A 25,293-nucleotide genomic window follows, 5' to 3' on the forward strand; every position below is an offset into this window, starting at 1 on the left:
ATTATTTTATGTATTCCTTTTTCATTTGTATAAGTATGAATAATGTCAAATCCACTTTTAATATTCACTCCTTATTTAAGCTAAATCAAATAAGGAGTGTACAACCGTTTCATTTCTTCCAATGGTCGTTTCAGCTTGGGATAATGAGTTCATAATTGCTTCTTCTGTTACTTCTGCTGCTGCTGCAAACAGCTCATTCATAATTGAATGATCTTCTCTTAAAGTTTTCATCGTATGCAAATAAGATGATTGTTTGTGCTTTATTGTATTTGCAGTAGAAAAAGCAATAACGATATCTCCACTACCATGACTATAATGGCTACCCGTCCTACCCAGTCCAATTCCACATCTTTTAGCAACTCGGTGTAATTGTCTATCACTTAACGGAGCATCTGTTGCTAATACAATTATAATTGATCCGTCAGCTGCTTTATCTAACTCTAAAGGATAATGTAGGTTGTTTTTAAAATAACGATTAAAAGGGAATTCAGGTTTTCCTCCAAAATTACTTAAGACAAGACATCCTACATGAAAGAATCTCCCGTCATTTACTGACAATTTTCTAGAAGAAGTACCTATCCCTCCTTTATAGCCAAAACATACCATTCCCTTACCTGCACCAACTGCACCTTCTTCCACTGGATTTGTTGAAGCGTTCAAGATGGCTTCTATAGTATCTTTAGGTGTAACAACCATTTCTCTTATTGAATTCAGTAGACCATCATTACACTCTCCAGTGACAATATTAATCGTCCCTGTTGTATCTCCAATGTCTTTATTTTCTTGTAACATATATTGCAGGGTACCTTGTGTAACGGCCGGGACTGAAAATGTATTGGTTAACATAATGGGTGATTCTATCTGTCCTAATTCATTTACTTGTACCAGCCCAGTGGTTTTACCAAAACCATTAATAACATACGATGTGGCCACTACTTTTTCTTTAAACAAATTACCACCATGTGGTAAAATGGCTGTGACACCTGTACAGGCATATCCTGTTTCCGTCTTTTCATCAATGGTTTTATGACCGACTCTCACCCCGGGAACATCAATCAAGCAATTATTTTCCCCTGTTGGTATACTACCAATGATTATTCCTCTTTCTCGTATTTTCAATGCTTTTCTCTCCATTTCTTTCAATACCAAAAAAGCAACCTTCCTTGAAGAAGGTTGCTTTTTTTTATTCATTCGTTAACTTATTTAATTCATCAGTTAATTCAATAAATCTCTCTTCGTTTCTTTCTTCAAGAGCGTTATCAATTTCTTGGCGGAGCTTTTTCATTCTGAAGTCAAGTATAGCCTTATTTAACACTTGTTCCGCTACGACTGAGTATTGGTTTTCATCGGTTTGGACTGTTGAGTTAAGCGTGTACTTTTCCATTTTGAAATCAACCCCTTGACCTTTTTTCTATTATAACAAAAAATTTCTGATAATTCAAACCTTAAATGAAATTTATCTTATACTCTATTATTAATTGTTGTTAATATAAATATTACCCCGTACTATCTTGATTTAAACCTTTTTAAAATATGTTTATTCACTTCCTTGCAAATATAATTTTCTTTACTATAATGGATATTTAGGGAATCAAAATATATCTATTGGTATATATATTTATAAATGAGGTGGGGTTTTGGATCAATCAACAAATTCATTACAAAAAGAAAGAATTTGGACTAAGGATTTTACATTAATTTGTTTTGCAAACTTCTTTGTATTTTTAGGTTTTCAAATGACATTACCAACATTGCCTTTGTTTGTCGAAGAACTTGGTGGCAATGACCAATTAATCGGGTTAGTCATCGGGATATTTACCTTTTCATCCCTTATTATGCGTCCTTTTGCGGGACATGCGTTAGAATCAAAAGGCAGGCGGTTTGTCTTTCTTATTGGACTAGCTGTATTTGTTCTTTCCGTTGGAGTCATTGGCTTTATTACGAGTATTGCCTTTCTCCTTATACTCAGATTAGTTCAGGGTTTAGGATGGGGATTCTCTACAACAGCTTCAGGGACAATCGCAACAGATCTTATTCCACAGAAAAGACGTGGCGAAGGGATGGGTTACTTTGGACTATCAGGTAATCTCGCTCTTGCCTTTGGTCCTACTTTAGGATTAGCACTCATTGGTAATATTAGCTTTACTTCCTTATTTCTAATCTGTTCTTTATTAGGACTCGCTGCTTTCATCCTTTCATCATTCATAAAATATAAACAAGTAGATTATACTGCTAGCGTAGTAGAAAAGAAAAAGTTTGATGTTTACGAGAAATCCGCTCTGCCCCCTTCCATATTAATCTTCTTTGTAACCGTTACATTTGGAGGGATTGCTACATTTCTACCTATCTATTCATTACAAAAAGGTATTGATGGAATTGAATGGTATTTCTTTCTCTATGCTTTAGCTCTGCTCATCAGCCGTACTTTTGCAGGTAGAATTTATGATAAAAGAGGGCATCAAGCTGTATTTATTCCAGGTGTGCTCCTTATTATTGCTGCCATGCTTCTACTCGCATGGTTACCGAGTAATGCGATTCTATTTACTGCAGCCATATTATATGGTTTAGGTTTCGGTACGATCCAACCAGCTTTGCAAGCTTGGTCTGTTAAAGAAGCACCGGTCAATCGTAGAGGAATGGCTAATGCCACGTTCTTTTCTTTTTTTGATTTAGGAATCGGTATTGGATCAATTATGTTTGGGCAAATCGCTTTTTACTTAGGATATAGCTCTATCTATATCGTTGCTGCCATTTCAGTTGTTGTTTCTCTATTCATCTATATTGGTATGTTATTACAAATGAGAAAGAACCGCTAACAATCTTGTAAAAAAATAAGCCTAATAGAAAGCCCGAAAAGACATTTTTTCATTGTGATTAAAATGTTTTTCGGGTTTTTAATTATGACTTATACCAAAAACTATTATCTCCAAGCTTCGAGATTAGACCACCTTCATAGGACTGTCTCTTTTATCTTCACACGGCCTCTTTCCTCACATTCAGTCGATCCTTTTCTTCAACCTTATTTATAATCATCCCAAATAAAGCTGCTAATATTTGTTGAAATAGCATGCCAATAACAACAGGCACGGCCACTGGCGGTGGGAAATAGGCAACTGCTAATACAGAGCCTGCACTAATGTTTCGCATACCACCATTAAAAGTAATCGCAATCACCGCTTCTCTATTTTTCCCTACTATTTTTCTAGCAATTAAAAAAGCTACTAAGTATCCTGTAAAGGCTATAAAGAAGACGGTGACAACTAATGCTAGTAAACGTAAATCGAAGGCAGTCAAGTAGGATGAAACAACGGCACTATTAATCATTACAACAGTCGCCATACCTATTTTAGAAAATGGAGCAAGTCTTGCACTAAGTATGTTTGAAACCTTCTCTTTTGCGATCGAATTAACAATCATTGCCAAAATAGATGGAATGACAATCATCATGATTAACCCACTCACCATGCTTATGACATCCATTTCCACTTTTGCTCCTACTAAGAGCTTTAGTGTAAGTGGCACAAGTATTGGTGATAATAACGTATCAACGAGAATAATCGTTAAAGTCAATGGAATACTGCCTTTGTAAATGGAAACCCATATCAGGCTTGAGATTCCTGTAGGTATTGCCATCATTAAAATTAGACCAGTAATTGTATAAGTATCATTTGGAAAAGTAATATGACCAACAGTAAAGGCCCATAATGGCATAAAAATATGTAGAACAAATAAGACAATAAATAGTGGCAAAGGATGAGTGATGGCTTCTTTCATCGATGTAAAATTTGCTTTCAAACTACCTGCGAATGTCATAAATGCAAAGATCCATGGGATAAGACTATCTAGATTTTTTAAATAGATAGCAAAGCATATACCCAATATGACACTAGTAGGAGTAATCAAGGGCATCATTTTATCTAGCTGACTGTTTATTTTCGTTAATATCATCCCTCACTCCTTTCTCTTTTTTATACATATATATTTTAACACTTTTTAGCAATGAATTTTTCGATAAAATAAAAACGTAATATTATGCCTTTATGAGCACAATATTACGTTATTCTTGATTATTCACCTAAAACTTCCCGTAAGGTTACATGATAGTCGCCAATTTCACCTTCACGATACAGATTTGTTACTGATGTATAATATTGAGTTATTGCGGCCTTCATTCTAAAATTATTCGCCGGAACTTGCACATCAAAATTTTCTTCATATAAAAGCACAGCAATATCATGATAGTTCTCACTCGTTACTTTAAAGTCAATGGCAATTTGTTTTAAACCATTTACTGAGGTTTCCTTATATTGATTAATAGGTAATGTATAATTGTTTAATTGTATCTCTTGAACCATTATCGTCTGCTCCTTCCTTACAAATTTATTCTAGCAAATAATGAGTGGATGTTATATTGATTTGCTTATTAAATACCAATGATACAACCTACATAGAAAAATGAATGGTGAGAAATATATTCTCATAACAAATAAAAAAACTAGCTAATGACTTCTTAACACCGTTCATACATACATCTATGGAAAAAAGCACTGGTTGCAATCAATGGCAAGCCAGTGCAGCATATATTTAAAGTTGGTTCATTTGCTCTGTTAATGTATCAATTAAAAAAGTGATATCACTATCAGTTATATTTAACGGTGGGGCAAGTGTAATAATATTATTATATCCAGCAACAGTTGCTCCGTTTTTACCTATTAGTACACCTTTCTCCTTACATCCGGAAATGATCTTATTCACATACTCCACAGCTAGCGGTTCCTTCGTCGCCTTATCCTCTACTAACTCAATACCTATTAATAAACCTTTTCCTCTCACATCCCCTACATAAGGGTGATGTTGCAGCTTTTGCAGTAATGTCCTCTTTAGCGCATCCCCAGCTGTTTTCGACCGTTCGTACAGCTTCTCATCTTCCATAATCTCTAGGTTTTTCAATGCTAAAGCGCAAGCAGCAGGGTTTCCTCCAAAAGTATTCACATGGCGAAAGTAATCATATTCTTCTGTTCCTTTGAAATAATCATAGATTTCTTTTTTCACTGCGGTAGCTGACAATGGTAAATACGCACTTGTTATCCCTTTTGCCATCGTAATAATATCTGGTGAGACCTCATAATTCATAAATCCAAACGGTTCACCCGTGCGACCAAAGCCATTAATAACTTCATCACTAATGAGCAATGCCCCGTGCTTCTCACAAACCTCTTTTACTCCTTTCATATAGTTTTCTGGTGGCATAATAACCCCGCCACCTGTAATAATTGGTTCCATTATGACAGCTGCAACGGTCTCGCTTAGCTCCCATGTCATTACTTTATCTATATCCTGTACTGATTGAAGCTTGGTAGATGCCAAGGTTTCATCTTCCGGTTGGCGATACATATCAGGTGGTGCGACATGAATAAAGCCAGGTGCGAGCGGTTCATATTTATATTTTCTTTGCGCCTGCCCTGTTGCTGCAAGTGTTGCCATCGTATTCCCATGATACCCACGATACCTAGAAATAATCTTGTAGCGTTCATGTTCTCCCTTTTGTTTATAATACTGTCTAACGATTTTAAATGCGGTTTCATTCGCCTCTGAGCCACTATTTGAAAAGAAGAATACATAGCCGCCACCGAGCATTTCATTTAGTTTTTCAGCTAATTTTATCGCTGGTGTATGGCTTTGTGATAAAGGAAAATAACTCATCTCTTTTAATTGTTCGTATGCTGCTTCTGCGAGCTCTTTTCTACCATAGCCTGCATTAACACACCATAAACCTGCCATTGCATCTAAATAGCGATTACCTTCATGATCAGTAACCCAAGCACCATCTGCTTTTTCCGCTATAATTGTGCTATTAGGGCTAAATGGTTTCATCGCGTGCCAAACAACCTCTGCATCTTTCTTAAGCAACCCTTTCTCTTCCTTAATTTCAGCCATGCACTTTTCCTCCTTATTAATAATCAAAACGTGAGGTAATCATCTTCTTCCGGGTATAAAAATTAACACCATCTTTCCCGTTTACATGCAAATCACCATAAAACGAATCCTTCCACCCAGAGAAAGGAAAAAAGGCCATTGTTGCTGGGACACCAATATTGATCCCTAACATACCTGCATCCGCTTCTTCTCTGAACTGACGGACAGCACGCGCATCTTTCGTATAAATCGTTGCGCCATTTCCATATCTTGATTGACTAATATAAGCTAATCCCTCATCTAAATCTTTCGCTCGCAATAAACTTAGCACTGGGGCAAATATCTCATCCTTTGCAATGGTCATATCAGGTGTGACTTGATCAAAAATTGTCGGACCTAAAAATGTGCCGTTTTTCATTTCAGACATAACAGCTCTACCATCACGTAACAGCTCTGCTCCTTCTTCAATGCCTTTCTCAATATATCCTAAAACTTTCTGACGATGAGAATCTCTTATAACTGGTGTTAGCAGGACTTCTTCATTAGATCCTTCACCAATAATTAATTCATCTGCTGCTTGAGAAAGCTTTTCAACAAACTCAGATCCATCACCTACCACAACAACCGCACTACAAGCCATACAACGCTGACCGGCACTGCCAAATGTAGAGCTTATAATATGGCTAATCGCTTTCTCCTTATCCGCATCTGGCATAACAATATGATGATTCTTCGCTCCTGATAATGCTTGCACTCTTTTACCGTAAGAAGCCGCTTTTTCATAGACATATTTCGCAACCGGTTGAGAACCAACAAATGAAATTGCTTTGACGAGGGGATGTTCCAGTAAGCCATTAACTACATCATGCGCACCGTGGACAACATTTAAGACGCCAGCTGGTGCACCAGCTTCCATAAACAACTTCGTCAACTCATTAGATAAAATAGGCGTTCGCTCTGATGGCTTAAGAACAAAAGTATTGCCACATGCAATGGCAAGTGGAAACATCCACAAAGGAACCATCATTGGGAAATTAAATGGTGTGATACCAGCGACAACTCCATGTGGGTAACGAAACATTTGTGAATCGATGTCTTCTGCAATCGTCGACAAAGTTTCTCCCATCATTAGTGTTGGGGCTCCAGCGGCAAATTCCACACATTCAATTCCCCTTTGCACTTCCCCATATGCTTCTTTATATGCTTTACCATTCTCTTCTACGATTAATTTTGCTAATCTTTCATGGTTTTCCGTTAACAAATGATGATATTTATAGAGAATTCTCGCTCTTTTTGGAACCGGTGTTTTTTTCCAAGTTTGAAAAGCATTTGCTGCTGCCTTTACTGCTTGATCAACATCTGATTTCGTGGATATAGGTACCTTTGCAATAATTTCCCCAGTTGCTGGGTTAGGCACCTCCATTGTTTCTGTAGATTGTGAAGGTACCCATTGGCCATTAATAAAATTCTGTAAAGTTTTCGTTTCCTGTTCAATTACGCTCATCATCAAACCTCCTATTAAAGATTGATTATTCTGATTTCATTATCTCTTATTTATTATCCCTTTTTCATTAGACATACTGTAAAAAGGATAACGGTCATTCATAAACAAACGGTCTATATGAAAGAATAGGGTAAATCTTGAAATCAGTGCCTCAAAGGAAATCGTAACAAGCAAAATAAACCGACTACTATAGAGACGGTTCATTCTTTTTTACTTTATTTGTTTTAAATCGATTGGTCGCTGGATAAAATCATAGCTTAATAGCATAAATTCCAATGCCAATCTTTTCTCATGACTCATAAAATCGGAGCCTAATAACTGCTCAATTTTTTCCAACCGATGATATAAAGTTTGTCTAACAATATACAATTTCTGTGCCGTATCTTTTTTTGAGCCATTACAAATTAAGTACATTTTTAATGTTTCCATTAACTTTGATTGATGTGCAGTATCATATTCAACAATCGGTCCTAAATATTCTTCGATCATTCCTTGTAAATTCATATGTCTACTGGCAACTGAGATAATACGAAATATATGTAAGTCATCATAAAACATACTTGAATACGAACGATGATAAAATTGTTGATTCACTTGGATTGTTTCTAATGCCGTTTGATAACTCTCATGCACGGCATTCAAATCAGAAACATATTTTCCAATTCCAAAATTAAAAGTCGTGTCTGATTGCATATCCGAAAATAATTGCTTCATTTTTTCAATTGCTTGTACTACTCTCCTCTTCCAATCAGTTAATCCTCTTTCATTAAATAATATAAATACAATTGCTTTGTGCTTCTCAACGGCTAAGAAAGAAAAACCTTTTTGTTCTAATATGGAGCGAAAATACAACTTGAAATAGGTTAAATTTTCTAACATTTCCACTTGATAGACACATACAACCGCCCCTCGAGGTGCTTTCGGTAAATAGGCAGATACATGGTTTAGTAATGAAGGCGTCGTTTCCTTACCTTCTAACCAAGAATTTACCCACTCACTTTCTTCTAACCTTCTTTTTTCCTCTACATATAATTCACGAATAAAGAATTGTGCTAGAGCGTTAGCTGTTCTGTCTACAATTAGCTGATCATATTCTGTTAAGTGATGAGATGAAGAAATGATGATAAGTTCAGCAAATTTCTCTCCTAAAAGTTCAATAGTAGCTCTTACGACAAAACGTGAAGGTTCTTGTTGGGCTTGTACCTTCTTTAGGATATTTTCTCTTTTTATTTCTGGTAGTACAGGATAAAACTTCGCACTTTCATCTTGAAATAATAATAGAATTTGCACTTGCAATTCTTCATAAATGACCTTCAAAAGTTCATCATAATGATTAATAGAAAGAAGTTTCTTATTTAAGATATGAGAGATTTTTTCTAAATTAGCTAACATATCATATTGCTGATTAATTAAAGATGTATGAATGTCTTGCGTGATTTCTACGAAAGGAACTTCCTTTAATATGAGTATAATGGGGAAATTCGCTTTGTTTGCCATAGAGATAATTTCATGAGGTATGCCCTTCGTATAAGTGCCATATTCAATACATAAGCCTGCTGCATTCGACTTAATTAACTGTTGTACAATTGAGATAAATAATTCCTTTCTCTCTCGCCATGCAACAGCGGTTGAAAGGATTAGTTCATTTCCTTTTAAAAGATTCCCTATTTTCGTTACCTCAACAATATGAACCCACTTCACTTGATCTACTAACCCATCTTTCCCTGCAACTATTTCTATTTGATCGAAATGCTTCCTTTGCAAGATATCATTGACGGTTAAATAGGATTTCATTCTCGCCCTCCTAAATTCTGAATATATAGAATATTAATAGATAACTAGACAAATTGTCAAATATAATAGAAATATTTAATACATTCAGTAAACATAAGAGGTCAACTCCCATGAAAATAAATGTTTATTCTTTTTACACATTTCTTAAACGCATTGCAACAATTCTTCTGATCAAACGCTCTCCATACTCAGCAAGATTTCTTTATGTATTCCGTCATATAAATGAGGTTCATAAAATGAAACCCAGCGCTTTATACTGTTTGTACGCTGGGTTTGATAATTTCTTCAAATGTGACAAGTTGTAGATGATGAGGAAGTTTTTCCTCGGGTGACAATGCGCAAATTGATAAGCTATATTGCTTTAGGAGGTTATATACCTTTACTTTTCCCCCTGGATACCGTTTTTGTTGATGGTTGACATCGAATTCACTCCGATTTTTTTCTTCGAGTTCTATTTCTTGGAGGTCTACAAGTAAACCAGTACCGATGGCTTTTAAATAGCTTTCTTTTATCGTCCAACGATTAAAAAAATCTTTCGCTCCCATACACTCTTCTTCCTCTCGAAACAAAAGGGAGTGTAACTCTGGCTTTGGTTTAGTTATTTTTTCTAAATCTATCCCTACCATTCCATCAGATCCAACGGCACACACACACCAATCACCTGAATGAGACAAGCTAAAAGGGGGAAAAGGGTCCGCGTTCAAAAAAGGTTTACCGTATTTGCTGAATTCGAGCTTTGTAAGATCAACTTTAGGTAACTTTTTCATAAGTATTTTCCTTAATAATAGATAACCTACTAACGTACGATATGCATCTTCTATTCTTCTATAACGGTGGATTTGTGTTCTTTTTAATGGTGGTAAATAGTCGCTATAATGATGTAAAGTTACCTCTGAATGTACTTGCGGTAATCGACAAGCAAAAACTTCAAGCATACCTTCCCCTCCTTCTTATACTAGCTTGCTTTTTTCATTTTTGGTGATGTTGACTTAATAGCGGTTTGACTATTGATCGCAAACAAGCACGCAGCAAGTAGAAGCATAGCACAAAAAATAATAGCCACTTGATATAATTGCTCATTTCCGATTGAGAACATGCTGATAATTAAAGAAATACTCACAATTCCCATTGCTGCACCCAAGCGGTTCTGCACATTAAATAATGTGGTTGCTTGTGACATCTTTTCTTTATTAATATGATGGAATGCCGTATACTGCATTGCAATCACGGCATGTCCTAACGTCAGTCCAATTCCAAATAAACAAATTTGTAAACCGATGATAGAACCAGTAGGGCCTATCCAACTGATGAGTAGGAAAAAGACACTGGATAATAAGAATCCATAAACAATCACACGATAAACGCCGAGAAGTTTTAATGTCAGGGGCATTACTCTTGATGCCACCATTAAACCAATCGCTTCAATAAAAATAGTTAATCCACTTTTTAATGGTGATGCACCAGTTGTATATTGATACATAATCGGGAACAAATACAAGAAACCTTGTAAGCCTGCCGCTCCAAGAAAAGAGAGCATGCTTATTCGTTTAAATGTCTTTTCCTCCAATAATTTTAAGTTCAATAATGGTTGATCTGCTTTTAATGCATGAAAAACATATGTAACAATCATTATTAGCCCAATCATCCCAAAAACGATTATTGGCAGACTCATTCCTGCTGTTAGTCGATTCAACGTATACATAAATAATGGAAAACCAATCACCATTAATAATAAGCCTTTCACATCTAGCTTTTTACCCATATACTCATGTTTTTCCTGTAAAAATAGTGCACCGATTATAACGATGAACAAGCCAATCGGAATATTAATTAAGAAGATCCACTGCCATGGTAAATAAGTAACGATTAACCCACCAATTATCGGACCAAGGGCAGGTGCTATAGCAATTGGAATGACGAAAGACCGCGACAGTTTCGGACGTTCTTCAATGGAAAACGTCCGAAAGATCATCGCCATGCCTATAGGGGCAAACAAGCCGCCTCCTAATCCTTGCAGAAACCGGGCTATGTTTAACATCGATACTGAATCTGCTAAAGCACACATATAAGAAGCGAATGTAAAAACGAGTGAGCTAACCATAAACATCTTTTTACTTCCAAAACGATCACCTAAATACCCTGCACAAGGTAAAATCATGCTAACCCCAACAAGATACCAGACAGTCAATCCACTTAACTGAGCGGATGTTACGCCCAGTTCAGCAGCAATCGAAGGAAGGGCAACATAGACGATTGTTCCGTCTAATGCCGCCATAAACATAGCTAGTATATACACTGTACATAATGCTCTTCTTTGGTATTTAACTTTTCTATCCATTGTCATTACAGTGATAGACTTTCCTTCTCTTTTTCATTTGGAAGTAGACTTTCCCAATGCTCTTCAATATATTGATGGCAGCTTGAAAGGGTAGTTTCCCCCCAAACCACTTGCCAGCCTGTAGGCACATCAATATAACTTGGCCATAATGAATACTGCCCTACATTATTCATTAAAACAAAATACAAAGAATCTTTTTGATCAAATGGGTTACTCATGTTTGTAGACTCCCTTCTAAATGCTTGTTTTCAATTAAACACTTTAACTCTCTTGCGATTCCTTCTCCTATTTCTGCTAAAGGTTCTGGTTGACACATATCTTTATGACGGCAAGCAATATCATATTGTCGCATCCTGCCATGAACATATGGTAACCATCTCGCTGGATCATCATTTTTAAACCACTCTGGAACAATTGTTGACTTGAAGAAAATCATATCTCCCTCATATACTTCTGGGTCATATTCTGACATTATACGAACGGAATTTTGATAGGTTTCTTTAAGATTTTCGATTGTTTCTTCATCCAATGATGCAAGTACACTCCCCTTTTCCTGAAGTAATTCTTTAACCGATTGTATTGTTAATTGATCGCCTTTCACTTCTTGAGGATCATAGCCCCCAAGTGCTAGCATCGCAATTAACGCATCATCTTCTGCTTCTTCTTCATTCATAGAAATGAAATGACCTGGATAGGAATCCATCATGACTAAAAACTCAATTTTCTCGCCCTGCTTTTGTAATTCAACTGCCATTGCATGAACAACGTTGCCTCCTAACGACCAGCCAAGTAAGCGATACGGACCTTTTGGTTGAACAGAACGAATCTCTTGGATATAATCCTTCGCCATTTCAACTAAACTTGTAGGTTTATTTTTCTTCTCTTTAATCCCTTTTGCTTGTAGGCCATAGATAGGAAAACGACTATCTAGTTTCGACATCAATCCAGCATAGCACCAGCTTAAACCACCTGCTGGATGCACACAGAATAATGGCGTCTCACTTCCTGTTTTTCGTAAACCCAATAATGACTGTAATGAAGCGCCTTCTTCTGCATCACCTTCAATCACTTTTGCGAGTTGCGCTGCAGTTGGTGCTTCAAATAACACACCAATGCCTAACTCTTTGCCGAATGTTGATTCTATTTTTTTCATTAATTGAACAGCTAATAACGAATGCCCTCCTAAATCAAAGAAACTATCATCAATACTTACTTCAGTTAAATGTAGGGTTTCTGCAAATAACTGCGTAAGTATTTCTTCTTGTGGAGTTCTAGGTAGATGCCTATCTCCCTGCATTGTCTCCATCTCTGGTTTCGGGAGAGCTTTCAAATCTAATTTCCCGTGGTTCGTTAATGGAATATCATCTGTTCTAACGAAGTGATTCGGAACCATATATTTAGGCAATCTCATTTGTAAAAATTGTCTCAGTTCTTTGTAATCAATCTCATTGTGAGAGATGAAATAGCTAACCAATTGCTTATCACCATGCATCGTTAGTACTGTTGTTACAGCTTGTTTAATTGCAGGATACTGAAGAAGTGCTGCATTCACTTCACCTAACTCGATGCGGAAACCACGAATTTTCACTTGATGATCGGAGCGACCAATATAGTCAAGTGAACCATCTTCTGTCCATTTTGCTAAATCTCCCGTTTTGTACATTCGACTTCCTGCTGATCCATATGGATTAGCGACAAATCTCTCCGCTGTCAGTGCTGGTTGATTTAAATAACCATGAGCGAGTCCATCCCCACTAACATACATTTCTCCTATTACACCTTTAGGAACAGGTTGAAGGTAATCATCTAATATATACACACCTAAATCAGGGATACCTTCACCAATTAAACTACTAGCAGATTGTCGAATTATGTCTTTCGTTAGTTCTAAGTAACTGACGTGAACGGTTGTTTCTGTGATACCGTACATGTTAATAAGCTTTGTTTTTGACATTGCATGCAGGTTATACCAACTTTCCAATCTTGGTAGTTCCAACGCCTCTCCACCAAAAATGATATATCTGATTCGCAACATATCCGATAAATCAATTCCTTCTTTTTCAGCTTCCATTAATTGATAGAATGCAGATGGTGTTTGATTTAATACAGTCACTCGTTCTTTAACTAATAATTGTAGAAAAGCTTGTGGGTTTCTAGTCGTCTCGTATGGGACAATAACTAGTTTTCCACCATATAATAATGCACCCCATATCTCCCAAACAGAGAAATCAAAAGCATATGAATGGAAAAGTGTCCAAACATCATCATGATCAAAAGAAAACCATTGATTCGTTGAGGCAAACAGTCTTACCACATTGCTATGTGGAACTAGCACACCCTTTGGCTTACCGGTAGAACCTGATGTATAAATAATATAAGCTGGTGAACTCGGATATATCTCATTCCCCTCAATTTCTTCTAAGTTAGAAGTATCATACAATGTCAATGTTTGATGTAATTCTAGATCAAACACAATTTGATTCCCTTGTTCTACCTGTTTTTTATCAGTAATCATCATAGCCGCACCAGCATCACGATGGATATATTGTTTGCGATCTTCTGGGTAATCCGGATCTATTGGTACGTAGGCTGCACCGGCTTTCAATACCGCTAAAATACTTGTAATTAACTCCAAGGACCGTGGTAATGATATGGTGATAAAATCATTTGCTTTTACACCTTTATCAATTAACATTCTAGCAAGCTGATTTGCTCTTTCATTTAGTTGTTGATAACTGATTGATGTCTCATCATATGTTACCGCTATTTCATTGCGGTATTGTTCTACCATTTGTTCAAAGTTATGAACGATATGTTCTTGTTTCGCTGTTACTTTCTTTGATTGTAGATGTAATAACTCATTTTTTTCTGTGTCTAATAGAATCGGTAACTTTCCAACAGATTGATTCGGCGTAGCAATGATTGAACTTAAGAGAGTCAACCATTGTTGCAATAAATGTTGGATTTGTTCATGCTTATAAAGGTCTTTTCTATATTCAATCGCACCTTCCAATGTATCTTGATTAAATCCTTGCCAAAATTCAAAAGTTAAATCAAATTTCGCTGTGTTCGTACCGTTAATTTGAATTTCTGCATCCACTCCCTCCACTTTAAATGACGGTTGTGGTGTGTTTTGCATAATAATCATTGATTGGAATAATGGATGAACTTTATTAGAACGGGTTGGGTTAATCGCCTCTACCACTCTATCAAACGGTGTGTCTTGCTGATCATAAATACTCATATTTTGTTTCTTCACGCGATGTAGTAACTGTAAAAATGATGGATTGCCTGAAACATCTGTACGTAGAACAATTGTATTAACAAAGAAGCCAACGATTGCTTGTAATGACGGCTCATTCCTCCCAGCTACTGGTGTACCAAATGGGATATCATCACCAGCGCCTAAACGATGATACAGTGTTGCTAATGCTGATTGTAGAACCATAAACAACGTAACATCTTCATCTTTTGCTAACTGATTGAGTTGTCGATAAAGGTTTTTGTCCATCTCAAAAGTCAATCGTCCACCTTCAACCATTCTTTTTTCTGGTCTTTCAACCCCAAGTGGTAGTGGGATGGCCTCAGGTATGTGGGCTAATTGTTTTTTCCAAAAGGCAAGCTTTTCCTCCATATCATCCACTAACATTTCCTGTTGCCAGAAGGCATAATCACCATACTGAATAGGTAATGAAGATAAAACTGGCTGATCACCCTTAACAAAGGCCTCATAAGCAGTTGATACATCTTCCATAAATGGTGCAATCGACCACCCATCAGCGAATAGATGGTGATAAACAATACATAATATATTCTCTTTTTCATTTATTCTAAATAGATAGCTATGCCAACCTAATTCATTTTCCCAATCGATTGGCATTTTGATCGCTTCATCAATCTCATGATTGAGCTCATTTCGATTAATCGTTTTTTCATAGTATTTCAATGTTGCTTCATCAACTGATAATACCCTTTGATATACTTCACCATCTTTTGTTTCTATGACAGTTCTCAACGCTTCATGCTTTTTCATTACCTCAACTAAAGATTCGTATAAAGCGTCCTTTCGGAGTGTGCCTTTCAACTTGACTACTACAGGAATATAATAAGTAGAACCTACATTTTCTGTTTGTTCGATAAACCATAATCTTTTTTGTTCATGACTCATTGGAGCATACTGATCTCTCTTATGTGGCTTTAACTTTCTACCTTCAAACTTGTTGTCTGATTGTTCTTTCACTTGTTCAACAATAAATTGGATTGTTGGGTTTTGATAAAATGCTGAGAATGATAAACTTAGACCGAATTCCTCACGAAGCTTACCCAGTAATTGGGAAGCAAGTAATGAATGACCGCCAAGAGCAAAGAACGAATCGGTTTCGCGTATTTCATTCAACATTAATATTTGGCGGAAAATATTATAAACATCCTTCTGCAAAGGAGTCCAACATTCGTCATCTGTATAGCTTGCGTTACTTTCCAGCGGATTAGGTAATTCACGCAAATTTAACTTTCCATTAAGCGTCAATGGGAAAGCGTCCAAATACATAAAGAAACTAGGAATCATATAATCTGGCAAAAACTCACGTAAGTATGAATTGAAATCTTCACTTGTTTTCTTCACGTTCTCTGCCGCTATTATATAAGCCGTAATACGTTGATCTCCCGGTTGATCTTCTCTTACAATCACTTTACAGCTTTTCACATTAGGGTGTGCTAACAAGTGATGCTCAATCTCGCCTAATTCCATCCGATGTCCACGGACTTTTACTTGATCATCACTTCGTTTCACATAATGAAGTTTTCCAGATAAATCTCTTATGCCAATATCACCTGTTCGATACATTCTTTGGCCGTTTTCAGTAAATGGATTAGCCACAAACCTTGAGGAGGTGAGCGCTGGCTTACGATAGTAACCGTATGTAACAGCCTCTCCCGCAATATAGATTTCACCTGGTCTACCCGGAGCAACTAGTTGCAGGTTTTCATCCAAAATGTAAATTTCTGTGCCTGAAAGGGCGTCTCCCAGTGGTGGTGAAGTAAAACCATCAACTGACGTTAATACATAATGTGTAGACCAAATTGTCGTTTCAGTTGGACCGTAAACATGATGTACTTCTTGACATAACGTTTGCATTTGCTTAGCTGTATGTGAAGGAAGTTTCTCTCCCCCAACTAATACTTTGACATCCTGTAATTCTTCTGTTATAAATGGCAGGATCATTTGCCAATGTGTCGGTGTTGCTTGAACCGCACTAATGTGCTTTTCCTTTAATTCTTTTACAATATTTGGCGGATCAGAAATGACTGCATTCTTAGCGATCACACATGTGCCCCCAACCGTGATGGGTAAAATCAATTCTAATATAGAAATATCAAACGAAATCGTCGTTAAAGCATAAAAGCGATCCATATGGTTTAACTGTAAATGCTTATTCATTGCCGATAAGAAATAAGAAAGTGACTTTGCAGGTACGAGAACACCTTTTGGATTACCAGTTGAACCTGAAGTATAAATCATATACGCTGGATCTCCACTATTTACGGGAGGTAGCAAAGTTTCACTCTTATCCTTAAAAACATCGATGGTCATAAGATATGGTTGGAAACTTTTTGGTAGTTTCTGCTTCCCTTCAGTATCAGTAAGAATTAGTTGTGTTTGACTATCTTTTAACATATAGTTGAGTCTACTCTCAGGATAATCGATATCAATTGGCACATAGGCACCGCCAGCTTTCCAAACAGCCAATATGGCAACCAAAATATTGGCAGAACGGCTTACAGCTATCCCCGCAATAAAGGGATAATGGTACCCCGTGCTAATCATTTCTTTTGCTAATGCTGAAGTCATCTTATCTAGCTGTTCATATGTCCATATTTCCCCACTATATTCTAATGCCGGATGCTGAGGATATTTCTTTACCATTTCCTTGAATTGAATAAGCGGATGAACGCTTTCAGCTGTCTCACACCCTAAATCTTTTCGCATCAATGCGTTTTCTTCATCTAATAATAAATTAATCTTCCAAATAGGTTGCCCGCCATCAATACTTGGTAGCCTCTTTAGCCAATGGATTATTCTACTTGCATGTTGCTCTACTTCCAATTGCTGAAACTTCGTACCATTTGCTTCAATATCTACTCTTAGACTGCCATCTCTATCTTGCTCAAACATATTCATATTCATTAAATCAATCGGACCTGTGGCTAATTTATAAGTAGTGGCAGCGACATCGCCAAAAATCGGTTGATACGTAAACGGCATAATATTTACTTGAAAAGAGTTCAAAAAACTGCTCTGTCCAATAGTTCCTAAATCTCTTTGTAATTGTTCTTGACGATAATGTTGATGTTTACTATTCTCTCTCGTTTCATTTACAACTTCTTTCACCAGACTCATAAAAGTCGAATCATTAGAAAATGATAGCAGTAATGGTAGAATATTCATTGTTGTTGCTGGAATATTCATCGCAACTGTTGAACGATTCATCATCGGTAATGTTAATAAACTCTTGCGATCCCCCGTTATCTTATATTGATAAACCCCCATAGCTGCAATCACGAGATGTGGCCACGCGATTTTCCATTCTTTTGCCTTGTTTTTTATCTTTTGAAACTCTGTGGCTGTTAATTTTTTAGCAATTTTTATCGTAGATGTTGCCTCAGAAGATTGAAGCTCATTCTGAGACAATGAAACGTCGTGTGTGACTCCTTTATATTTTTCCTTCCAATATTTTTGATCTTCCATATATAACGAAGATTCTTTATACTTGTTCTCTTCTTCAATTAATAGTGACAATGGTTTAAAAGCAGGTTCTGGCTCAAACTTTTCTTTTAGATATGCTGAATAAGTACTTGCCACTTTGTTTGTTATCAATGAAAATCCTAATGCATCACAAGCAATATGATGTATTTTCTGATACCAAAGATATTCATCACTTGCTATTTTAAAGAGAATTTGCTTATATATCGGACCTTTTTTCAAATCAATTGACAGGGATAAGTCATCATTCATGAGATCAATAGCTGTTTGCTTAGGGGTCTTCATTAGACTCACATCGATATATTGAACAGGCACTTCATTCGGTTTTTGAAGAACTTGATATAATTTTCCATTCTCTTCAAAAAAGGTAATGTGGAGGCTGTCTGCTTCTTGAACAGTACTCTTTATACTTTCTATTAATAACGACACGTTTATTCGCCCGTTTATTTCAACATATTCGCCAGTATTATAAGCTGTCTTTCTTTCATCTAATTCATGGGCGTACCAAATACCTGCTTGGGCATCTGTTGCTTGCAGTTTGGTTGCTTCACTGATCATTACATGCTCCTCCTTTTAAGAATAGACTTCGTCTGTTTGTGGAAACATTTCATACCAAGCTTGTAGAGTTGGATTTGATGCCATTTTCATAAAGTTTACATCTGCTCCTTCAGCTCGCCATTCTTCTACTAACGTCATCATCCTAATGGAGTCTAACCCTAAGCTCACTAAGTCATCATCATCCTTGATTTCACTAGGGGAGATATCTAGTATCTCTGCTACTTTTGCCTTTATTTCACTGTGCGCACGATTAGATGCGTTTTTTCCTGATAAATCATGAAGTAGTGCTTCTGTTAATAAAACCTTCCCACATCTAGTTGCTGTATAATTTAATGCCTGTACATGTTCCTCATAAGAGAAATCAGCTACTGCATCGGCAATTAGAAATGGTTGGATATCATACATAAATGCTTCCATTGCCGTAGCTAAACAACCTATATGTGCATACACACCACATATAATAAGTTGATCACGACCATCTTCTTTCATACGATCAAGTAAATTTGATTTCTTAAAAGCACTATATCTCCATTTTGTTTGAATCGTATCATTGTCTGTTGGTGCCAACTCAGGTACAATACCTGTTTGCGCTTCATCTTCGGTTAGTCCTGGTCCCCAAAAATCGGTTAATAAGGCACGGTCTTCATCTTTTTGATTACCTGGTTGTGCCGTATAGACAATGGGTATATTTTTACTTTGACAATAAGCTTTTACATGAGCAATATTTTCAATTACTCCCTCAATCAATTGAGAACCATTCTCATAATAGTTGATAAAATAATTTTGCATATCATGAATTAGCAGTACTGCGCGCTTATTATCAAGCTGCCAATCTACTTTATTTATTGGTAAACTATTTGCCTCAGGTAATGGATAGGTTTTGATTTTTGGTATTGACATAGGGAATCTCTCCTTTTATATTTTAGTAGCTAATTTTTCTTGGATGATTTCTCTTAAGCTTTTTTTACTTACTTTTCCAAGTGGTGTTTGTGGAAACTCATGTACAAATTCAAAACGGTCAGGTATCTTAAATGCGGCAATTCCTTTTAATTGTAGAAACGACTTCAAAGCTTGACCTGTCAGCTGTTCGTTTTGCGAGATAATAAATGCACAAGATCTTTCACCAAGGAATGCATCTGGCATACTGACAATTGCTGCATCTAATACATCTTCATGTGAGAGCAAATAATTCTCAACCTCTTCAGCAGCAATCTTTTCTCCACCACGATTAATTTGGTCCTTATCTCTTCCTTCTACGATTAAATAACCATCTTCCGTTTGTTTAACAATATCTCCTGTCCGATAAAAGCCATCATGAGTAAATGCTTTTTCGTTATGAGTCTCTGCATTGTAATAGGCAATTATCGTGTAAGGTCCTCTTACTTGTAAATGGCCCGTATCACCAACGGCAATAGACTGATCCTCTTCATCTACAATACGAATCTCATCAAATTCAGACATTGGTCTCCCTTGTGTATAAACGATTTTCTCATCTGTATCATCTAATCTCGTATAATTAACCAATCCTTCAGCCATGCCAAAAACTTGTTGTAGTGAACAGCCGAAGCTAGGTCCCACTTTTTTCGCTACTTCAGCACTACATTTTGCCCCACCTACTTGAATCACCTCTAAGCTAGTAAGATCATAATCTCTTGACTTCTTTGCCTCAATCCAAATAATTGCTAGCGGAGGAACGAGTGATGTAAAGTTGACTTTTTCTTTTTCGATTAATGGAAATGCCGTATCTGGACTAGGATCGGGACTTAAAATGATGCACCCACCAGCATATAAGACACCAAAAACACCAGGTGAACTCATCGTGAAGTTATGTGCTACTGGTAATACAGCTAGATATTTCGTCCTTTCACTTAATTCACAGATTTCTACACTTTTTCGAATACTATATAAATACTCATCATGTGTTCTCGGAATTAACTTAGGCAACCCAGTACTTCCACCAGATAATTGGAAAAATGCTAAGTCGCTACCCGAAATATTTGGTAGATTCACAGATTCTTCAGACATTAGTGCTTCAACGTTTAAAAACTCCTGCTCATCTCCTGCGACAATAATATGTTGTAATGTATTGACTTTTCCTTTCACTTCTCTGGCCATCTTCACATAATCATGTCTATCAAAAACATCAGGTATCACATAAGCAACGGCTTTTGTATGTTCACAAAAGTAAGTAATTTCTGTTTGTCGATGCAATGGCAAAGAGAAAATAGGGAGAGCCCCCATACGGAATAGCGCAAAACAAACTTCAAAAAAGGTAATGGTATTGGTAAGTTGCAATACTACTCGATCTTGCTTCTTTATCCCAAGATGGATGAATCCATGGGCTAAGCGATTGGCTCTATCATTTAACTCTTCATACGTAACTTTACGATTTCCTTCAATCAGTGCAATGGATGTCGGTGTTAATGTTGCCATCCTTTCTAATACTTCACCAAAAGTTTCACCAGTCCAGCATCCATTTGAGCGATATTTTGTTGCCAATTCATCTGGCCAAGGTGTATATCCTTGTAACATTTACAACTCTCCTTTATGAATTATTCAATACCTAATGCACTTAACATCGTTTTTAATTTTGCGGCCGTTTCATCACATTCTTCTTGTGGTACTGACTGAGCGACAATTCCTGCTCCAGCAAATAACTTCATTTTTCGTTGACTCAGTTCTGCACATCTAATCGAAATCGCCCACTCTCCATCACCGTTCCTTTTACTATAACCAATCATCCCTGTGAAATAATGACGATTATATGGCTCGAGTTCATTCAACAATTGAAAAGCTTCAACTGCTGGAGTACCACAAATAGCTGGTGTCGGGTGAATACTCTCGGCTAATTGAACAGATGAAACGCCTTCGTCATACAACTCCCCTTCTATTTTTGTTGAAAGATGCCACATCGTTTTTGTAGAAATAACAGAAGGTCGAGCGGGAACAGTTAGTGTTCGACAATATGGCTTAAGATTTCTTTCAATCGCTTCAACGACAAGGCGATGTTCATATAAATCTTTTTCAGAGCAACTTAATTCTTGGGCCATCCTTTTATCATCCTCTTCGTTCGCCATCCTCGGTCTTGAACCTGCTAAAGGATTGGTAATCACTTTTCCTCCCTCTTTTTTAATCAGCAATTCCGGGCTAGATCCTATCAACGTATTTTTTTCATCTGATAAATGAACCGCAAAATTAAATTTATCTTCATTATCTGCTAATAAATTCTGTAAAACATAACGAATATTCACGTTTTTACTAAACTCAATTTGCATTAAACGGCCTAAAACAACCTTTTTAAGCTCTGCATTTTTTATTCTCGCTACAGCCTTTTCGACCATCATCATATATTCCTGTGGTTGTGGATGAAAATTCACCTTATTAGGTAATGGGAGTCGATTTCCTTCTTGATATCTTGTACTAGTCAACGGTTTCTCCAACATCACTTCTTTAGGGATGAATAAGGTTGCCACATCCTTTTGATCGAAAGGAAAAGCTGCTATCATCAGATCATGATGTCCATATGTCCGGGGACACTTCTGCCAAAGTAAATCCACCCGTTCACTAAAGGATTTTCCTTCCTGTTCTTCCGTATGTAATTCAACTTCCTTTCCCTTTGCTAAAATATGTTTTGTGGGAAAACCAAGGAAACTATCGCCATTATTATATAAATCCGCCATTTTATTGACGCTTTTTTCTTGTAATATCGCCATTAATATTCACCTCTTTTTTCGTCATTGTGCACCTAAGCTCGCTCCACCATCTATCACAATATTATTCATAGTGATATGACTTGCCTGATCTGAAACGAGGTAAAGAATCGAATCAACAATATTTTCCGGAGTGGCAATCCTTTGTAATGGAATACCTACGCGATATTCTTCTTGAACACCCTTAATTCCTTGCTCAATAGCACCGTCCTTCCAGAAGTCTCTTTGCATATCTGTGTCAGTGGCACCTGGCGAAACAATATTGCAACGTATATTGTATTTTGCAAGCTCTAACCCTAAACATCTTGTAAACATGAGAGAAGCAGCTTTTGATGCACAATACGCTGACATAGATGTTCTCGGTACAGATGCTGCGTTTGAACTAACTGTAACAATTGCCCCAGATTGTTTGGCAATCATCACTTTACTCACCTCTTGGGATAGATAAAATACTCCATTTGTATTAATAGAAAAAGTATGTTCCCATTCATCCATTGTCATAGATTGAATCGGATTTACTGATATCACTCCAGCAACATTGACAAGAATATCAATCGTTTTATATTTTTCTATTACTAGTTGTATCGTATCTGTTACATGTGCTTTATTTGATACATCACAGATGTAGCCTTCAAATGTTTGATCCCGGTTTGATAACTCTTCCGATAGTTGTTTTAGTTTTTCTGCTTCGATATCTAACCCAACCACTTGGCAACCTTCAAAACAGAGACGCTTGACTAAAGCGGCACCCATTCCTTTTGCTGCACCTGAGATGACTGCAACTTTTCCTTTAAGCATCAGAACACCCTTTCTCAACAGATAATCATTCTCAATTAAAATTAAAAAAGAAAGCGTTCATTTCTTTCTTAGATTGTTAGAAAAAAAATTCCGCTTGAAATGATAATGATTCTCATTATCACATCACAATATTAACAATAGTATAGATTCCTAATATTCGTCAAGGAGGAAAAAAATCCTATTTCGATGAAAACGAATGGTTTTTTATCGGATTGATTTGTTTTTAATGGAAAATTAAGGATTGAATGACGATCGATTGAACCAAAAAATTTTATAAATGTAGGAAAAGTTATTTAAATATCTATAGTAAAAAATACAGGTGCTTTTTTGGAAATTCATTCATTTTTCTTTTAAAAAACCTTTATTTTCTATTAAACTCCAGATAAAAAAGAAACGAACTCTAAGTGAATGTCACTGTTAAGTTCGTTTCTTTGTTCATTCTATTATTTTACAAGTTCCAATACAGCCTCTAACATTACATTGACACCTGCTGCACAATCGTTATATGGAGTAAATTCATCTTCGCTATGGCTTTTTCCATTTATACTAGGTACAAATAACATAGCAGTAGGAATCATACTTGCGATAAACTGAGCATCATGCCCTGCACCACTGGCCATTTTTTTATATGGTAATCTCTGTTCTTTTGTCACACTTTCTAGTAATTGAACCATTTCATTATCAAAATGGACGGTCGAGCGATCCCAGAGTTTTTCAATGGATACAGTACATCCTTCACTATTTACGGTTTCTTGTACTTTTTTTATTTTTTCTTCTACAATTGCCATTACTTCAGGTTCCTTATGCCTTGCTTCTATAGTAAAGATTACTTCATTTGGAATAACCGTATGAACATTAGGAGAAACATCTAGTCTTCCCATAGTAAATACGAGGTCATCTGGTAAACTACTTAATTCATTTCTAATATCTTGAATAAAGTTATTGGTTGTAAATAGTGCATCTTTACGTAAATGCATAGGCGTCGTGCCCGCATGATTAGAGTCACCTACGATTTTAATTTCATAACAGACCATCCCTACTACACAGTCAACTACACCAATCTTCAACTCTTCATGCTGAAGAACCGGCCCTTGTTCAATATGTAGCTCTAAAAAGGCATACGCTTCTTTTAATCTATTGGCTTCAGAGCCATTGAAACCGATCTTCGCCAACTCTTCTTTAAAGACCTTGCCATCAGCATCTTTTTTGTTCAGCATCTTTTCACTATCGAACTTTCCACTTAAAACTCCGGAGGACATCATTGAAGGTTCAAATCTAGCACCTTCTTCATTCGTAAAATTAACTAACATAATAGGAATCTTAGGTGTAATATTATTGTCAACAAGTGTTCTCACAATTTCTAAACCTGTAATTACCCCTAAAACACCGTCGAAACGACCTCCGCATTTTACTGAATCAAGGTGGGAACCGATGACCACCGGTGGACGCTCTTCTAAACCTGGTAAGAGAGCATACATATTACCCATATCATCAGTTTTTACTTCCATTTTCAGTGCTTCACAGCAGGTTTTAAAATATTCTCGTGCTAAACGATCTTCTTCTGATAGAGCTAATCTTGTTACACCATTATTCTCTGTCCTACCAAAATTCGCGAAATGTTCAATCGTTTCTGTTAATCTCTCACTATTAATCCTTACTTTTTGTTTCTCCAAAATGTCATCTCCTTCAACTACTTATTTACGATTAATTAAATGGACAGAAAAATACTTGCGTGCATCAGCTGTTAATATGTGTAACGTTTCAGAGTAAATCGTTGAACCTGTAATTCTCTCAAACTCCACAAAGGCACCACTTAAATTCTCTGTAATGCTTTTAATTGTATAACCGTTATTTAACAGGACATCAATGCTTGTTTTTTCTTTCATATATTCAATGTGCTCAGACATTTGAC

General features: G+C 36.5%; 18 protein-coding genes. 1 reads left to right on the plus strand and 17 read right to left on the minus strand.

Annotated features, from left to right (window positions below; translation table 11 throughout):
• Positions 1 to 75: 75 nt before the first annotated feature.
• Together MKY26_RS07315 and MKY26_RS07320 are read right to left on the minus strand one after the other, a co-directional pair.
• Positions 76 to 1,134, minus strand: coding sequence for a DmpA family aminopeptidase (locus MKY26_RS07315; protein ID WP_340978542.1), 1,059 nt, complete (start codon positions 1,132 to 1,134; stop codon positions 76 to 78).
• A gap of 49 nt (positions 1,135 to 1,183) precedes the next feature.
• Entirely contained in the window at positions 1,184 to 1,384 is a 201-nt protein-coding gene (locus MKY26_RS07320; protein WP_224938368.1) for an IDEAL domain-containing protein, read from the minus strand.
• A gap of 253 nt (positions 1,385 to 1,637) precedes the next feature.
• Between MKY26_RS07320 and MKY26_RS07325 the strand changes: the two genes are divergently transcribed.
• Positions 1,638 to 2,816 (plus strand): MFS transporter, encoded by a 1,179-nt coding sequence (locus MKY26_RS07325; protein WP_307313540.1) that lies wholly within the window; start codon positions 1,638 to 1,640, stop codon positions 2,814 to 2,816.
• Between the two features lie 157 nt (positions 2,817 to 2,973).
• Here the strand turns inward: MKY26_RS07325 and MKY26_RS07330 are convergent, their stop codons facing one another.
• From MKY26_RS07330 to MKY26_RS07400, 15 genes are all read right to left on the minus strand, one after another.
• On the minus strand, positions 2,974 to 3,948 hold the full coding sequence (locus tag MKY26_RS07330) for a bile acid:sodium symporter family protein (RefSeq protein ID WP_307313538.1): 975 nt from the start codon (positions 3,946 to 3,948) through the stop codon (positions 2,974 to 2,976).
• A 119-nt stretch (positions 3,949 to 4,067) separates the two neighbouring features.
• Positions 4,068 to 4,355 (minus strand): DUF3219 family protein, encoded by a 288-nt coding sequence (locus tag MKY26_RS07335; RefSeq protein WP_095373069.1) that lies wholly within the window; start codon positions 4,353 to 4,355, stop codon positions 4,068 to 4,070.
• A 229-nt stretch (positions 4,356 to 4,584) separates the two neighbouring features.
• On the minus strand, positions 4,585 to 5,937 hold the full coding sequence (locus MKY26_RS07340) for an aspartate aminotransferase family protein (RefSeq protein WP_095373068.1): 1,353 nt from the start codon (positions 5,935 to 5,937) through the stop codon (positions 4,585 to 4,587).
• A 16-nt stretch (positions 5,938 to 5,953) separates the two neighbouring features.
• Complete coding sequence (locus MKY26_RS07345; RefSeq protein WP_340975220.1) at positions 5,954 to 7,420, minus strand: CoA-acylating methylmalonate-semialdehyde dehydrogenase; 1,467 nt, start codon at positions 7,418 to 7,420, stop codon at positions 5,954 to 5,956.
• Positions 7,421 to 7,630: 210 nt separating this feature from the next.
• Positions 7,631 to 9,214, minus strand: a complete 1,584-nt coding sequence (locus MKY26_RS07350) for a PucR family transcriptional regulator (protein WP_341051348.1) — start codon at positions 9,212 to 9,214, stop codon at positions 7,631 to 7,633.
• Between the two features lie 251 nt (positions 9,215 to 9,465).
• Positions 9,466 to 10,149, minus strand: a complete 684-nt coding sequence (locus MKY26_RS07355) for a 4'-phosphopantetheinyl transferase family protein (RefSeq protein ID WP_340975224.1) — start codon at positions 10,147 to 10,149, stop codon at positions 9,466 to 9,468.
• A gap of 20 nt (positions 10,150 to 10,169) precedes the next feature.
• Entirely contained in the window at positions 10,170 to 11,558 is a 1,389-nt protein-coding gene (locus MKY26_RS07360; protein ID WP_095373064.1) for a DHA2 family efflux MFS transporter permease subunit, read from the minus strand.
• Positions 11,558 to 11,770: an MbtH family protein gene (locus tag MKY26_RS07365; RefSeq protein WP_095373063.1), complete on the minus strand. Its 213-nt coding sequence runs from the start codon at positions 11,768 to 11,770 to the stop codon at positions 11,558 to 11,560. The genes MKY26_RS07360 and MKY26_RS07365 overlap by 1 nt, the downstream gene beginning before the upstream one ends.
• Complete coding sequence (locus MKY26_RS07370) at positions 11,767 to 18,873, minus strand: amino acid adenylation domain-containing protein (RefSeq protein ID WP_341094529.1); 7,107 nt, start codon at positions 18,871 to 18,873, stop codon at positions 11,767 to 11,769. Before MKY26_RS07370 ends, MKY26_RS07365 begins: the two co-directional genes overlap by 4 nt.
• Positions 18,874 to 18,888: 15 nt before the next feature.
• Positions 18,889 to 19,773: an isochorismatase family protein gene (locus tag MKY26_RS07375; RefSeq protein WP_341094538.1), complete on the minus strand. Its 885-nt coding sequence runs from the start codon at positions 19,771 to 19,773 to the stop codon at positions 18,889 to 18,891.
• 15 nt (positions 19,774 to 19,788) lie between these two features.
• Positions 19,789 to 21,405, minus strand: coding sequence for a (2,3-dihydroxybenzoyl)adenylate synthase (locus MKY26_RS07380; RefSeq protein ID WP_322909463.1), 1,617 nt, complete (start codon positions 21,403 to 21,405; stop codon positions 19,789 to 19,791).
• Positions 21,406 to 21,425: 20 nt separating this feature from the next.
• The gene (locus MKY26_RS07385; protein WP_095373059.1) at positions 21,426 to 22,586 is read right to left on the minus strand and encodes an isochorismate synthase; all 1,161 of its coding nucleotides are present in this window, start codon (positions 22,584 to 22,586) and stop codon (positions 21,426 to 21,428) included.
• Positions 22,587 to 22,607: 21 nt separating this feature from the next.
• The gene (locus tag MKY26_RS07390; RefSeq protein WP_095373058.1) at positions 22,608 to 23,381 is read right to left on the minus strand and encodes a 2,3-dihydro-2,3-dihydroxybenzoate dehydrogenase; all 774 of its coding nucleotides are present in this window, start codon (positions 23,379 to 23,381) and stop codon (positions 22,608 to 22,610) included.
• Positions 23,382 to 23,824: 443 nt separating this feature from the next.
• On the minus strand, positions 23,825 to 25,054 hold the full coding sequence (locus MKY26_RS07395) for a Zn-dependent hydrolase (protein WP_322909465.1): 1,230 nt from the start codon (positions 25,052 to 25,054) through the stop codon (positions 23,825 to 23,827).
• Positions 25,055 to 25,075: 21 nt separating this feature from the next.
• Positions 25,076 to 25,288: a hypothetical protein gene (locus MKY26_RS07400; protein ID WP_095373056.1), complete on the minus strand. Its 213-nt coding sequence runs from the start codon at positions 25,286 to 25,288 to the stop codon at positions 25,076 to 25,078.
• Positions 25,289 to 25,293 lie beyond the last annotated feature (5 nt).

The organism is Cytobacillus sp. FSL R7-0680, assembly GCF_038009245.1.
Classification (GTDB): Bacteria; Bacillota; Bacilli; order Bacillales; family Cytobacillaceae; genus Cytobacillus; species Cytobacillus kochii.